Raw genomic sequence first — 13739 nt, forward strand, 5'->3', positions numbered from 1 at the left:
GGTCGCGGCACCCCGCTGGACAACCGGCGGGCGCCCCGCGGACGGCCCGCACGGGCCGGGACCGCTCCTCGCGGCCCCGCCCGCGGCTCAGGCGGCCTCCGCGTCGGCCCCGTCCTGCTCGGCCGAAGCCTGCGCCGGCTCGAGGATCTCACCGGTCTCCATGTCCACCCCGGCCACGGGCGCGGGCGCGGCGGGGTCCCACGGGTCACTGCCCGACGGCTGGTCCTCGCGACGGCCCGGCTTCGTGTAGAGCGAGGTGCCCCGTGCGAGGTCGTGGCCCGCCGACGTCGCGGTGACGACCAGCTGGGTGCTCGACGTGCCGTCCTCGCGGACCCACACGTCGGCCTCGAGCCGGCCGGTGATGATCACCGGGTCGCCCACCCGCAGCGACTCCTTGACGTGGCCGGCCAGCCGCCGCCAGGCCTTGACCTTGAACCACGTCGTCGTGCCGTCGACCCACTCGTCGCCCTTGCGACGCCGTGACGTGCTGGCCACGCGGAAGGTGGCCAGCGCCTGGCCGCCCGCGTCGTGGACCTCCACCTCGCTGCCGACCCAGCCGTTCAGGGTCACGATGGTCTCGTTCATCTCATGCCTCCTCGGTGGGGCGGCACGTCCGCCCTCGTGGACCAAGGCTGCGGACCCGCACCGACACCGCGTCGTACGACGCCCGCTCCCTGTGGAGGGGACGACGCACGGACGGGCCTGTGGAGACCCACGGGCCCTGCTACGGGGCTACTTGAGCGCGGCCGCCAGCCCGTCGCTGACCACGGCGTAGGACGCCAGCTCGGCGCGGACGGGCTCCACGACGATCTCCTCGGAGACCTCGTTGATCGCGTCACGCAGCCGCTTGTCGGCCGTGCGCGCGCGCTTCCTCGCGGTGAGCGAGACGAGCAGCCGGCAGACCAGGGCCAGGAGGACCCCGACCGCGATGCCGCCGAGGAACATGATCGTGGGGATCGGGATCCCGCCCCACTCGGGCGTGGAGCCCCCGTCGAAGCCGAGGTAGGCCGCGCCGAACAGTGCGCCCAGCCAGACGAAGCCGGCGATCGCGGTGAGGATCAGGGCCCACTGGAGGACGCGCACGAGGCCGGCCCACGCGGGGATCTTGTCCGCGCCGAGGTCGGTGGACGCCACGGCCCGGTCGAGCCGGTCGCCGAGGTCGGGCAGGCGGGACACCGACGCCTTGCGGATCGCGCCGGTCCACGCGGGCGCCATGCCGTCGGACACCTGGTCGGCCAGGGCCCGGACCTCGGTGTCCACGCGGGCCCGCTGGACGCCGGTCGCCTGGGGCACGGACGTGCGGGCGGAGCCGGTGAGCTCCTTGCCGACGGCTCCCAGGTCGAGGTGGAGCCGCTTGAGCGGGTCGGGCTTGAGCTTGGAGAACCACGCCACGACCGGCCATCCGGTCGCCCGGTTGGCCCGCATGCGGGTGGACGTCTCGACGGCGCGGACCACGGTCGGCACGCCGGCCGCGTCGGCGAAGGCGTCGTCGAGGGCCGCGACGCGCTCGGTCGACAGGGTGCGGGTGCGCGCCGTGCCGGACGCCGCCTGCACGCGCTCGGCGGCGCTGCGGAGGTCGGCGGACAGACGTGCCCGGGTGGCCTTCTTCTCCGCGACACGCGCGGCGATGGCGGACTTGAGCTCGGGGATGCCGATGCCGTGGCGGGCGCTGACTCCGACCACCGGCACGCCGGCGAGGCCGTCGGCCTCGAGCAGGCGGCGTACGTCCGCGAGCATGCCCTCGCGACGGTCCTCGGGCACGGTGTCGATGTGGTTGAGCACGACCATCATCACGTCGCGGTGCTGGTTGAGCGGCGCCAGGTAGCGGTCGTGGATGGCGGCGTCGGCGTACTTCTGCGGGTCGAGGACCCACACGAGCATGTCGGCGAGCTTGACCAGCCGGTCGACCTCGAGGTGGTGCGACACCTCGGTCGAGTCGTGGTCGGGCAGGTCGAGGAGCACGACGCCCTGCATCTGCTCGTCCTCGCGACCGCTGGAGAGCATCGAGTCGCGGGTCACCTGGTGGCGGGCGGGGATGCCGAGCCACTCGAGCAGCTCCTCGGCGCCCTCGCGACCCCAGACACAGGCAGTGGCCCAAGAGGTGGTCGGACGGCGCACGCCGACGGCCGAGAGCTCGAGCTCGGTCAGCGCGTTGAACGTCGACGACTTGCCGGAGCCGGTCGCACCGGCCAGCGCGACGACGGTGTGCTCCGCCGACAGCTTGAGGCGACTGGATGCCCGGTCGACGACAGCCTGTGCGTCGTCGAGGATCGCGTCGTCGACACGACCTCGCGCGGCGTCCACGGCCTGCTCGAGGCCTTGCACGCGTGCACCGATGTCAGAACTCCGGGAGACCAGCTTCTTGGCCCCCTCGAGCAAGGACGACATGTTCTCCCTCGACGGCTGCAGGATGGATCGGGGTCCCACCCTATGCGTCCGGAGCCGCGTCGGCCGCCTCCGCACCCTCCGGGGTGGCATCGGGCACCCCGGCCTTGCTCGCGGCGAAGCGCAGGTCGTCGACACGGCGTGACGAGGATCGCAGCTTCTCGGGGACCTCGGGCGAGATCTCGAGCGCGTCGAGCACGTCGACGTAGCGGCGGCGCTCGCTGTCGAGGAGGTCGGTCACCTTGACCTCGAGGTCGCGACGGGCCCGCTCCGCGAGCGACCGCACGGCCTGGTCACCGAAGACCGCCTCGAGGAGCTTCTGGCCCAGCACGGCGGAGCCACCGGCGATGCCGGCCTCGGCGCCGGTCACCCCCGCGGTGTGCGCGAATACGACGACCATCAGGGCGACCGAGAGTCCGTTGACGCCGAAGGCGAGGAAGCGGGCGGTGGAGCGCTTGTCGGCGCCCTCGGTGCGGACCATCTCCAGCACGTCGGACTGCCAGTCGCGCACGGCGCGCTCGGCACGGCGGCGGAAGTCGCGCGACGCACGGCCGAGGTCCTCCCCGCCCTGCTGGAGGAGCAGCTGGCCGGCGGCCGTGGACTGCCACGACGCCTCGGTGCGCTCGGCGGCGGCCTCGGCATGCTCGAGTATCAGCGTCTCGAGGCCGGACTCGACGGCCACGGTGACCCGCTCGGCCTGCTGGGGCTTGCCCTTGACCGCGTTGACGACCCGGTCGCGCAGCCAGCCGACCCGGGTCTCCAGCGACTTGAGCAGCTCGCCGGTGCCGACGAACTCCTGCCAGCGGGCGAGCACCTCGCCGCGCAGCAGGGTGCCGTCGGCGGACGCCTCGGAGACCGCGGCCACCGCCTGGTCGTAGGACCGGTTGACGTCCTCACGCAGGCGGCGTACGGCGTCGACCTGCTCGGTCGCGGCGTCCGCGACCGAGTGCGTACGCCGCGCCAGCGTGCGGATGGCCCCCTCGAGGGTCTGCCGGACCACGGCGGAGCGCGCGTCGGCGTCGGCGGCCAGCGACTCGAGCCAGGCGCGGATGTCGGCGACCGACTCGGGGGGCAGCAGGCCCTCCTCGGTGACGCCGCCCTCGATGACGGTGAAGAGCGGCGAGTCCTTGAGGCCCCGGGACGCGAGCATCCGGGCCAGGTGGGTCGACACGGTCTCGACGGCCTCGGGCGGGGTGCGGTCGAGCACGATGGCGACGGCGGCCGACCGCTCGGCGGCCTTGCGCAGGAACTCCCACGGCACCTGGTCGGCGTACCGGGCGGCGGAGGTGACGAAGAGCCACAGGTCGGCGGCCGCGAGCAGCTGGGCGGCGAGGGTGCGGTTGCGCTCCTCCACCGAGTCGATGTCAGGGGCGTCGAGGATGGCGAGGCCGGCCGGCACGGACTCCGACGGCACGAGCTGGAGCGCGTCCGGGTCGTTGGTGCTGCGGGTGACCCGCTCGAGCTCCGGGAGGAGGCGGTCCTGGCCGAACCACTGCGCGTCGTCGGGGTTGTGCACCAGCACCGGCGAGCGGGTGGTCGGACGGAGCACGCCCGGCTGGGTGACCCGCGTGCCGACCAGCGAGTTGACGAGGGTCGACTTGCCGGCACCGGTCGAGCCGCCGACCACGGTGAGCAGCGGGGCGTCGATGGTCATCAGGCGCGGGATGACGTAGTCCTCGAGCTGGTCGACCATCTCCCCGCGGGCCTGCCGCTGTGCCTCGGCGGTCGGCAGCTCCAGCGGCAGCCGGACCTCCTGAAGGGCGCCGCGCAGCCGCACGAGAGCGGTCAGCATCTTGGTGCTGTCGGCGCTCTCCTGTCGGGACTGGAGCTCGGTCATCTGGTGGGTACCACCTGTCCGGGGAAGGCAATGTAGGGGCGTACGGCGTTGAGCTGCTCCACGTGCTCGTGCCCGCGCTCGGCGAAATCGCGTGGTGCTGTCCCGCGAAGATAACGGTGATGCAGGTAGGCGAGCTCAATCGCGGCCGCCTGGTAGTCCCGCATCGCGCGCTCGCCGTGCACGCCCCCACCCCTGCGGGCGAAGACGCGGGCGTGCCGGCGGGCGCGGAGGTCGACGAGCCACGGGATGTCGGTGGCCGGGATCAGCCCGCGCCGGGCGGCGTCCTCGAGGGCGGCCTCCATCATCCCGCGCTCGGAGCGGCGGCGGTACAGCGCGAAGGCGACGAAGCCGAGGAAGGCCGGGAGCATCAGCGTGCCGTAGACGACGAGGAAGTTCTCCGTGCCGTAGAGCGTCGCGGAGTTCCACAGGCTGTGCGCCAGGACCGCGCCGACGTAGCCGAGCAGGGGCAGCAGGACCCGCGGCAGCGGGCGCCGCGACGTCACCGCCAGGCCGACCCCGACTCCGATGAACGCGGTGAAGAGCGGGTGTGCGAACGGGCTGACCACCCCGCGCAGGATGAAGGTGCCGGTGAGGGCCTCCGTGCCGCCGGGGCCGAGGCCGTCCGTCCCGTCGTACGCCGCGGCGAGGTAGAGGATGTTCTCGGTGAAGGCGAAGCCGATGCCCACCATGCCGGCGTAGACGATGCCGTCGAGGACGCCGTCGAGCTCGTGGCGTCGCCACCACAGGAGGAGCACCAGGAAGGCGCCCTTGGTCAGCTCCTCGGTCACCGGCGCCACGACGGCCAGGCTGTCGGCGTCGCTGGCACCGCCCGCGACACCGATGCCCTGGAAGACGAGGGCGGCGGCGGTCGCGACGAAGGCGCCCCACAGCAGTCCGGCCACCAGCAGCGACCGCGGCTCGGGCTCGTAGCGGTCCAGCCACATGAAGCAGCCGACCAGCGGACCCACCGGCAGGGCGGCGAGGAGAGCGGCCAGGGCCAGCGTGCCGGGGGCGCCGGAGAGGGCGACGACGAGCGCCATCACCAGGGCTCCCAGCATGACCGACACGGTCACGACGACGGTGAAGGCAACGCTGTCACGACGTCGTCTCGGCATGCCCGGAAGCCTAACGGAGCACCCCTGTCGCCCCGGCGTACAGTGACCGCGTGAACGAGGAGCACCCCACCGAGACCGACGTCGCCACCTCCGAGACCGGTGAGCCGCTGGCCACCGAGTCGCACGACCCGGCCGTGCCCGCGGCGTACGCCGCCTTCATGCGTACCGGGTGGGGTGAGCGAGAGCTCGACGTCCCCCGGCACCCGATCACCGAGCACGCCGCCAGGCGTCGCGCGGCGCTGGCCGCAGCCTTCCCGGGCGAGCGGCTCGTGCTGCCGGCGGGCACCTTCAAGGTGCGCGCCAACGACACGGACTACCGCTTCCGCCCGGACACGGCGCACACCTACTTCTCCGGCAACCAGACCTCGGACGCCGTGCTGGTCATCGACGACGGCGAGGCCGTCCTCTACGCCCGGCCGCGATCGGAGCGCGACACCGACGAGTTCTTCCGCGACCGGCAGTACGGCGAGCTGTGGGCCGGTCGCCGGCCGTCGGGCCGCGAGATCTCCGACTCCCTCGGCATCGAGGTCCGCCACGTGCAGGACCTGCCGTCCTTCGACGACGACCGCAAGACCCGCGACATCACCACCGACGAGGACCTCGCCCGGGTGGCCGACGAGCTCCGCCTGGTCAAGGACGAGTGGGAGGTCGCCGAGCTCCAGGAGGCCTGCGACATCACCACGCTCGGCTTCGAGGACTCGGTGCGCGAGTGGGACCGCGTCCTCGAGCACGGCGAGCGTTGGATCGAGGGCACCTTCTTCCGCCGGGCCCGGGCGATGGGCAATGACATCGGCTACGACTCCATCGTCGGCGGCGGTGCGCACGCGACGACGCTGCACTGGATCGACAACACGGGCCCGATCACGCCCGGTGAGCTCGTGCTGCTCGACATGGGCGTCGAGGGGCGCAACCTCTACACCGCCGACGTGACCCGCACGCTGCCGGTCGACGGCCGCTTCACACCCGTGCAGCGCGACCTCTACGACCTCGTCCACGCCGCGCAGCAGGCCGGCATCGACGCGGTCCGTCCGGGCGTGCCGTTCCTCGCCGCCCACAACGCCGCGATGGAGATCCTCGCCCACGGCCTGGCCGACCTGGGGCTGCTGCCGGTGTCGGCGCAGGAGGCGCTGGACCCCGAGTCCAAGGTCTACGCGCGCTGGACGCTGCACGGCACGTCGCACATGCTCGGCATGGACGTGCACGACTGCGGCCGCTCCTCGGTGGACATCTACCCCAAGGGCGACCTCGCCGAGGGGATGGTGCTCACCGTCGAGCCCGGCCTGTACTTCCAGGAGGACGACCTGCTCGTCCCCGAGGAGCTGCGCGGCATCGGCATCCGCATCGAGGACGACATCCTCGTCACCGCCGACGGCTCGCAGAACCTCTCCGCCGCGCTCCCCCGCACCTCGGCGGAGGTCGAGGAGTGGATGGGCCGGCTGCGCGGCTGACGACCGCCACCCGCGTGGACTGCCACCACTACGACGCGTACCGCTGCCGCTCGTGCACCCTGCTGGAGGTGCCGCGCGCGCAGCAGCTCTCCGACAAGGAGGCGCACGCGCGCTCGCTGGTGGCGTCGCCGGTCTGGCTGCCGACGGTGGCCGGTCCCGACGCGGGATTCCGCAACAAGGCCAAGATGGCGGTCGGGGGCACCGCGGCCGCCCCCACGCTGGGGATCCTCGACCGCAGCCGCGCCGGCGTCGACCTACGTGACTGCGCCCTGCACTCCCCCGGCCTGACGACCGCGCTCGAGGTGGTCGCCACCTTCGTCACTCGCGCCGACCTCACGCCGTACGACGTCTCGACGCGCCGCGGCGAGCTCAAGCACGTGCTGCTCACCCAGTCGCCCGACGGCGAGCTGATGCTGCGCCTGGTGGTGCGCTCGACCGCCGACGAGACCCGGATCCGCAAGCACCTGCCGTGGCTGCTGGAGGCCCTGCCCCCGCTGCGCGTCGTCTCGCTCAACGTGCAGCCCACGCACGCGGCCGTGCTCGAGGGCGAGCGGGAGATCGTGCTGACACCGCAGGCGTCGCTGCCCATGCGGCTGGAGGGGCTCGAGCTGGCCCTGCGGCCCCAGGGCTTCTTCCAGACCAACACCCTCGTCGCCGCGGCGCTCTACGCCCAGGCCCGCGACTGGGCCGCTGGGCTGCCTGACGTCCGTACGGCGTGGGACCTCTACTGCGGCGTGGGCGGCTTCGCGCTGGCCGTCGCCGGACCGGGTCGCACGGTCACCGGCGTCGAGGTGTCGGCCGAGGCGGTGGCCGCCGCGCAGGCGACGGCGCCCGACGGGGTGACCTTCGTCGCCGGGGACGCCACCGCATGGGCGCTGGCCCAGCCGGGCGCCCCCGACCTCGTCGTGGTCAACCCGCCCCGACGCGGGATCGGCGAGGACCTCGCGCGCTGGCTCGAGGCCGGGGAGGCGTCGTACGTCGTCTACTCGTCCTGCAACGCCCAGTCACTGGCCCGCGACCTGGAGCTGATGCCCTCGCTGCGCCCGGTCGAGGCGCGGGTGCTCGACATGTTTCCCCAGACCACGCACTACGAGGTGCTCGTGCTGCTCACCCGGTGAGGGTCAGCCGCGGCGGACCTTGGGGCCCTTGGCCACGATCTCGTCCCTGACCGTCCCGGCGCGGTGGGCGTCGTCGGCGAACACCACGATCTGCTCCGTCCCGTCGGCAGCGGCCACCGTCTCGAGGGAGGCGACGCCGGCGCCGACCTGGACCCACCGGGGAGCCCCGAGGCAGGACGTCGGGATCGTGATGACCGCTCGGGCGGCCGCCCGGTCGGCGACGGCGCGCAGTCGTGGGCACTCGACGGAGCGGCTCCGGCGCGTCATCTCGACCTCCGGTCGGCGTCCCAGGTCGTCCGTCTCCACCTCGAAGGTGCCCGCGGGGGTGCGCACCTTCAGGACCGCGAAGTAGGTCCTCGACCGGCCGAGCTCGCGGAGGTCGATGCGCACCCGGAGGCGCGCACCAGCGTGGTCGACGACGGTGCGGACGATGTCGGCGGTCTGGTTCTCCGGGGCAGGCACGAGGTTGTCCAGGTCGTCGTCGCCCTGCTCCGTCGGCCCGAGGCTCACGACGTCCCCGGCGGGATCCGTCGTCGCGACCTTCTCCGCGTGCGCAGCCGCGGGCGCGAGGAGGACGACAGGGACGAGGAGGGCGACGAGGCGCAGACCGAGACGAGAAGACATGTCGCGCACCCTAGGCAGGGCTCGACCCTCCTGTGACGGGAACCACGGAATCCGCCCGGTGCCGCGCCGGTTGTGGCTGAGGTGCGAGCCCCCACGACCTTCCCCGCCACGGTGGGTGACCTGCTGACGCAACGTCGTGCCGTCGACCTCGTGCGCACCGGGAGCGCGCTCTGTCGCCCCTCCCGCGCCGTCGACTGACCCTCCTGCGTCCCTCGGCACCCGCGATCGTGGTGTGTCGTTCCGAAAGGTTATCTTTTCAGTATGAATACTTCAGTTACGGAGACGGAGCGACCCACCCGTCGCCTCCGCCTCCCGTCCTTCGGTGTCCAGGTCCTGATCGGGCTCGCGCTGGGTGTCGTCCTCGGGCTCGTCGCCCGCTCCATGGGTCCCGACTCGGTGGACGCCGCGGGTGTGGCCGACCCCAACTGGCTGACCGAGACCCTCACCACCGTGGGCAGCGTCTTCGTCACCCTGCTGCGGACGATCGTCCCGCCGCTGGTCTTCCTGGCGATCGTCGCGTCGATCGCCAACCTGCGTGACGTCACCGGCGCCGCCCGCCTGGCGTGGAAGACCCTGGCGTGGTTCGCGATCACCGCCCTGATCGCCGTGGCGATCGGCATCACGCTCGGCCTGGTGCTCCAGCCGGGTGACCACGCCAGTGTCTCCGCGGACGCCGCGTCGGCCCCCTCGACCACGGGGTCCTGGCTCGACTTCCTGACCGGCCTGGTCCCGGCCAACGTCCTCGGCCTCGAGGGCAGTGCCGGCGACGACGGCTCGGTGGGCCTGTCGTTCAACGTCCTCCAGATCCTGGTCGTCGCCATCGCCGTGGGCATCGCCACCCTCAAGGTCGGCGCGGACGCCGACCCGTTCCTGGGCGTCGTACGCTCCGCCCTCAGCGTGGTCCAGAAGATCCTGTGGTGGGTCATCCTGCTCGCCCCGGTCGCGACCGTCGGCCTGCTCGGCAACGCGGTGGCCAGCTACGGCTGGGACGCGCTCGGCTCGCTGGGCACCTTCACCGTCGCGGTCTACGCGGGGCTGGCGCTCGTGCTCCTCGGCGTCTACCCGACGTTGCTGCGCCTCAACGGGCTCTCGGTGAAGCAGTTCTTCACCGGCGCGTGGCCGGCGATCTCGCTGGCGTTCGTGTCGCGCTCGTCGATCGGCACCATGCCGGTCACCCAGGCCGTGACCGAGCGCAACCTGGGCGTCCCCCGGGCCTACTCCTCCTTCGCCGTGCCGCTCGGCGCGACCACCAAGATGGACGGGTGCGCGTCGATCTACCCCGCGATCGCGGCGATCTTCGTGGCGCAGTTCTTCGGCCTGGACCTGTCGGTCACCGACTACGTCCTGATCGCCTTCGTCTCGGTGATCGGCTCGGCCGCCACCGCGGGCGTCACCGGCGCCACCGTGATGCTCACGCTCACCCTGTCCACCCTGGGCCTGCCCCTCGAGGGTGTCGGCCTGCTGCTGGCCATCGACCCGATCCTGGACATGGGCCGCACCGCCACCAACGTGGCCGGCCAGGCGCTGGTGCCGACCATCGTCGCCAAGCGCGAGGGGATCCTCGACCTCGACACCTACAACGCCCGCCGCACCGGCACGGCGTGGCGCGAGGACGCTCCCGCGGAGCAGCTGGCCACCGTCTGACCCTGCACGTCGTCCACGGCCCGTCGCGCTCTGCGTGGCGGGCCGTGTGCCGTCTCGGTCCGTTCAGGCGGTACGCCGCACGCTGCGGGCCGCCCACCAGAGTGCGGGCGGCACCAGGGACGCGAGCAGGAGCGACCACACCAGCCCGCTCCCGGCGAGGTCGCCCGCCGCGGCGACCACGTGGGCGAGCGCCCCGGCGACCCCGTCGCCGCGCCCGAGCAGCCACTCCCCGGGCGCGAGGACCAGGGCGGTCACGACGAGGGATGCCGAGGTGACGAGCGCCGCGGTGAGACCACGGTGGACCGCGATCGCAGTGGCGACGAGCAGGGCGATCAGGCCCAGGACGCCGACCACCGCCGCGGCGACCAGCCCGTAGCGGCGCACCTCGCCGAGCCCGCCCGCGAAGTCGAGGGTGTCGGCCTCCGCGCTCGACCCGCCGACCGAGTCGGCGGCGAACCGCGGCAGCTCGTCGGCGTACGTCGTCAGCACCCGCCGCGCCTCCGGGTCGTCGGTGGCGTCGGCCTGCCGGTCGAGCTCCACGGCGATGGCCCCGACGTACGGCAGGGGGTCGAGGCGACCGTCGACGCCCCGGATCGCAGCGAGGGCCTCCAGGACCTCGGGGGCACCCAGGGCGTCGTCGGTCGCCGCGACCAGCACCTCACGGGTGGCGGGGGCGAAGGTGGTGCCGCGCTCCTCCTCGACGTCGCCGACCAGGGAGTCGGCGGCGTCCTGGCGCAGCTCGGGCACGGACAGCAGCGCGGTGAGGGCCCGACCGGGGTGCTCGGGCGACACCACCACCAGCGCGAAGACCGTGAGGACGCCTGCCAGCGACAGCAGCCCGGCCGCCACGACGCCGATCCCGGTGGCGAGGACCGTCCGGACCCAGAACCCGATGCTGCGGCCCGGCGGCTCCCCCGGCATCGTCGCGACCGGCAACGCACCGGTCCCCCCGGCGTACGACGTCGTCATGGGCGTCATTGTGACCGCCTCGTCGCCCGGGGTCCGGCGAACGCGCCATCAGCCGGTCGTCACCGGCGGGCCGGCCGGCGCCAGCATCCCGGGGTCGACCCACATCTCCACGAGCGCCCAGCCCGCGGGATCCGGGGCGGCGACGGCGATCCGACCCGACCAGCCACCTCCGACGCGGCGCCACTCGAGCAGCAGGGCGGCCTGCCTGCCGTGGGGCCCGTCGTACCAGCAGTGCCGGGTCGCCGGCGGCGCGTCCGCGTCCCGCTGCTGCGGGGCGACTCCGCCGGGTCGCTGACGCTCCCGGGTGGTCGCGACGCGGGACGCCAGCGACTCCCCGCGTCCCGCGCTCATCCCCCCGGCCATGGGCACGGACCGTACGGCGCGGCACCGACGGCGGTCAGAGGATCCCGAGGTGGGTGAGCAGGATCCGGAGACCGATGAGGATGAGGATGAGACCGCCCGCGATCTCGGCCGGCCTGCGGAACCGGACACCCGCCCGGTGGCCGATCACGACGCCGGCGAGCGACACCGCGAAGGTGATCACCCCGATGGCCACCACCGCGCCGAGGATGCTCACCTCGAGGAACGCGAGGCTGATCCCGACCGCGAGGGCGTCGATGCTGGTGGCTACCCCCAGGAGCAGCAGCTCGGGGAGCGGCAGGCCCAGGTCGCTGGCCTCGCCCTCCTCGTCGGCCTGGAAGGCCTCCCACAGCATCTTGCCGCCGATCGCCGCGAGCAGGCCGAAGGCGATCCAGTGGTCGATCTCGGTGATGTAGTCGCGCAGGCTGGTACCGAGCAGCCAGCCGAGCAGCGGCATCAGCGCCTGGAAGACGCCGAAGGTCACCGCGATGGCCAGGGCGTCGCCGATGCGCAGGCGCCGCATCTGCAGCCCCTTGCCGAGGGCGACGGCGAAGGCGTCGGCCGAGACGCCGAGGGAGACGAGGAAGAGGGTCAGGAGAGACATGGGGTCCTTCGGGTGGTCGTGCTGCCGAAGACCCGGTCGTGGCATGGGGAGGCTTCGGCACTGAGTGCCGAAGGTCTCGCTCACCCGGGCTGTCTGACCGGGCGGTACGCCGGGCGGCTCTCGCCGCCGGTGTGTCGACGTACCTCCGCACCTCCGTGGGAGGCGGGTGTCGGGAACTACTCCCCTTCGTGGGCTCCATGGTGCCAGAGCGGTGTGCGGCGACCCGCACCAGTCCGCGGACGTGGGACGACCGGCTCACTCGCGTCGGCGACATCGCCCGGCCGGCGTGACGTCGGTGGTGCCGATGCGGTCGCGGAGGAACTGCTGGCCGTGCGGGTCCGACCACAACCAGAGCCCGACGTCGAGGACCGAGTAGCTCCAGCCCGCATGGGTCTTGAGCTGGTGGTGATGTCGGCACAGCGGGGCGATGTTGCAGTCGCACGACGGGCCACCGGCGGCGGGGTCGTCGTGGTCGTAGGGGACGACGTGGTCGTGGTCGCACGTCGTCGCGGGCCGGGTGCAGTGCGGGAAGACACAGTCCTGCGCCACCAGGTCCGACCGCACGATCGTGGCGTCCTTGGGACGATAGGCGTCGGTGGCGTCGTGCCCGGACAGGTCGAGCACCGGGAGGACCTGGAGGTGGGTGTCCGTGCGGCCGCACCACTCGCGCACGGCCTGCTCGAGCACGGCGCGACCCGTGGTCGTGTTGTGCGCGACCGGGTCGCCGGTCAGGCCGTTCCTGCTGATGCTGAGCACCAGCTGCGCGCGCTTGGAGGGCGGCGGGGCGTGCTCGCCGGACAGCAGGGCCAGCGCGGCGGCGGGATCGGCCAGCACGCCGACGGCGCGCGAGCGGCGTACGACGAGGGTGTCGGGCACGAGCCCGGCCGCAGTGTCCTGGGCCGCGAGGGCGACGGCCACGCGGGACAGCGCACGGTCGAAGTCGTGGAGGTCCTTCCAGTCTCCGCGCAGCGACATGTCGGCGATCCCGATGTGGTTGATCGAGTCGACGTGGAGGGTGGCGAAGCGACGGTCGAGGGCCTCGAGCTGGTCGGCCTCGCGCTGCTCCGGGTAGAGCCGGAGCATGGCCTCGTCGACCGCGCGCTCGAGCGCGACGCGACCGATCTTGTGGGCCACCGGCGCGAGATGGAGGTCGAGGTGGTCGGAGACGTCGCGCGGTCGACCGATCACGGCCTGCGCGAGCATGCGCGCCTTGTGCGGCTCGACCTCCCCCGCCTCCACCCGGCTCCACACCAGCGGGAGGCGGTGCCGGGTCAGGAGGGCGTCGCGGATCATCAGGGAGCCGACCTGGCTGGTGCGCCCGATCGCAGCGGCAAAGGGAGCGGCCGCGTCCCAGCGGACCACCGGGATGAAGGGGTCGTGGAAGCCGTCCGGGTCGCCCACGCACCCCTCGGCACAACCGCCGGCGAAGTCGCCGACCTCCACGTCGTGCCGGTCGGCGGTGCGACAGCCGTGGAGGCAGTCACCGGACGGGGGCGGGACGTCGGGGTCGAGGTGGGCGTCCGCCCACTCGGCGGCGAGGAGGAACACCGCCGTCTGCGCCGCCCGCGCCTGCGCGTCGGCCTCCCGCACGCGTGAGATCACCGCGACGTCGGCGGCGGAGGCGGTGGGCATGGA

Annotated in this window: 13 protein-coding genes; 4 read left to right on the forward strand and 9 right to left on the reverse strand. The window is 73.2% G+C overall.

The features are described 5' to 3' along the window. Positions 1–87 precede the first annotated feature (87 nt). The 4 genes from DAE25_RS20085 to DAE25_RS20100 form a co-directional block, all read right to left on the reverse strand. Positions 88–585 (reverse strand): single-stranded DNA-binding protein, encoded by a 498-nt coding sequence (locus tag DAE25_RS20085; RefSeq protein WP_107767894.1) that lies wholly within the window; start codon positions 583–585, stop codon positions 88–90. Between the two features lie 147 nt (positions 586–732). Next, positions 733–2388, reverse strand: coding sequence for a GTPase (locus tag DAE25_RS20090; RefSeq protein ID WP_107767895.1), 1656 nt, complete (start codon positions 2386–2388; stop codon positions 733–735). A 40-nt stretch (positions 2389–2428) separates the two neighbouring features. Beyond that, positions 2429–4222: a dynamin family protein gene (locus DAE25_RS20095; RefSeq protein WP_234411168.1), complete on the reverse strand. Its 1794-nt coding sequence runs from the start codon at positions 4220–4222 to the stop codon at positions 2429–2431. Continuing rightward, positions 4219–5337, reverse strand: coding sequence for a PrsW family intramembrane metalloprotease (locus DAE25_RS20100; protein ID WP_107767896.1), 1119 nt, complete (start codon positions 5335–5337; stop codon positions 4219–4221). Before DAE25_RS20100 ends, DAE25_RS20095 begins: the two co-directional genes overlap by 4 nt. 50 nt (positions 5338–5387) lie before the next feature. Between DAE25_RS20100 and DAE25_RS20105 the strand changes: the two genes are divergently transcribed. Next, positions 5388–6785 (forward strand): aminopeptidase P family protein, encoded by a 1398-nt coding sequence (locus tag DAE25_RS20105; protein ID WP_199907697.1) that lies wholly within the window; start codon positions 5388–5390, stop codon positions 6783–6785. Positions 6786–6799: 14 nt separating this feature from the next. After that, on the forward strand, positions 6800–7903 hold the full coding sequence (gene rlmC, locus DAE25_RS20110) for a 23S rRNA (uracil(747)-C(5))-methyltransferase RlmC (protein WP_107767944.1): 1104 nt from the start codon (positions 6800–6802) through the stop codon (positions 7901–7903). A gap of 3 nt (positions 7904–7906) precedes the next feature. Here rlmC and DAE25_RS20115 read toward each other — a convergent pair whose 3' ends face one another. After that, entirely contained in the window at positions 7907–8527 is a 621-nt protein-coding gene (locus DAE25_RS20115) for a hypothetical protein (RefSeq protein WP_159083863.1), read from the reverse strand. 111 nt (positions 8528–8638) lie between these two features. Here DAE25_RS20115 and DAE25_RS24305 point away from each other — a divergent pair, with 111 nt between their 5' ends. Beyond that, positions 8639–8725, forward strand: coding sequence for a putative leader peptide (locus DAE25_RS24305; protein WP_407669413.1), 87 nt, complete (start codon positions 8639–8641; stop codon positions 8723–8725). Positions 8726–8788: 63 nt separating this feature from the next. After that, a complete protein-coding gene (locus DAE25_RS20120; protein ID WP_107767898.1) occupies positions 8789–10171 on the forward strand; it encodes a dicarboxylate/amino acid:cation symporter in 1383 nt (460 codons plus the stop codon). Between the two features lie 63 nt (positions 10172–10234). Here DAE25_RS20120 and DAE25_RS20125 read toward each other — a convergent pair whose 3' ends face one another. The 4 genes from DAE25_RS20125 to DAE25_RS20140 all read right to left on the reverse strand — a co-directional run bounded on the left by DAE25_RS20125 (position 10235) and on the right by DAE25_RS20140 (position 13736). Next, a complete protein-coding gene (locus DAE25_RS20125; RefSeq protein WP_107767899.1) occupies positions 10235–11140 on the reverse strand; it encodes a hypothetical protein in 906 nt (301 codons plus the stop codon). A gap of 48 nt (positions 11141–11188) precedes the next feature. Further along, positions 11189–11503: a hypothetical protein gene (locus tag DAE25_RS20130; RefSeq protein ID WP_107767900.1), complete on the reverse strand. Its 315-nt coding sequence runs from the start codon at positions 11501–11503 to the stop codon at positions 11189–11191. 34 nt (positions 11504–11537) lie between these two features. Next, positions 11538–12104: a manganese efflux pump MntP gene (locus DAE25_RS20135; protein ID WP_107767901.1), complete on the reverse strand. Its 567-nt coding sequence runs from the start codon at positions 12102–12104 to the stop codon at positions 11538–11540. A 255-nt stretch (positions 12105–12359) separates the two neighbouring features. After that, positions 12360–13736 (reverse strand): HNH endonuclease signature motif containing protein, encoded by a 1377-nt coding sequence (locus tag DAE25_RS20140; RefSeq protein WP_107767902.1) that lies wholly within the window; start codon positions 13734–13736, stop codon positions 12360–12362. Positions 13737–13739 lie beyond the last annotated feature (3 nt).

It is taken from the genome of Nocardioides terrigena (assembly GCF_003047265.1).
Classification (GTDB): Bacteria; Actinomycetota; Actinomycetes; order Propionibacteriales; family Nocardioidaceae; genus Nocardioides; species Nocardioides terrigena.

Excerpts from the sequence above, each read along its gene's own strand:
- DAE25_RS20085 (WP_107767894.1), bottom strand. The coding sequence starts at position 585 with ATGAACGAGACCATCGTGACCCTGAACGGCTGGGTCGGCAGCGAGGTG.
- DAE25_RS20090 (WP_107767895.1), bottom strand. The coding sequence starts at position 2,388 with ATGTCGTCCTTGCTCGAGGGGGCCAAGAAGCTGGTCTCCCGGAGTTCT.
- DAE25_RS20095 (WP_234411168.1), bottom strand. The coding sequence starts at position 4,222 with ATGACCGAGCTCCAGTCCCGACAGGAGAGCGCCGACAGCACCAAGATG.
- DAE25_RS20100 (WP_107767896.1), bottom strand. The coding sequence starts at position 5,337 with ATGCCGAGACGACGTCGTGACAGCGTTGCCTTCACCGTCGTCGTGACC.
- DAE25_RS20115 (WP_159083863.1), bottom strand. The coding sequence starts at position 8,527 with ATGTCTTCTCGTCTCGGTCTGCGCCTCGTCGCCCTCCTCGTCCCTGTC.
- DAE25_RS20120 (WP_107767898.1), top strand. The coding sequence starts at position 8,789 with ATGAATACTTCAGTTACGGAGACGGAGCGACCCACCCGTCGCCTCCGC.
- DAE25_RS20125 (WP_107767899.1), bottom strand. The coding sequence starts at position 11,140 with ATGACGACGTCGTACGCCGGGGGGACCGGTGCGTTGCCGGTCGCGACG.
- DAE25_RS20130 (WP_107767900.1), bottom strand. The coding sequence starts at position 11,503 with ATGGCCGGGGGGATGAGCGCGGGACGCGGGGAGTCGCTGGCGTCCCGC.
- DAE25_RS20135 (WP_107767901.1), bottom strand. The coding sequence starts at position 12,104 with ATGTCTCTCCTGACCCTCTTCCTCGTCTCCCTCGGCGTCTCGGCCGAC.
- DAE25_RS20140 (WP_107767902.1), bottom strand. The coding sequence starts at position 13,736 with ATGCCCACCGCCTCCGCCGCCGACGTCGCGGTGATCTCACGCGTGCGG.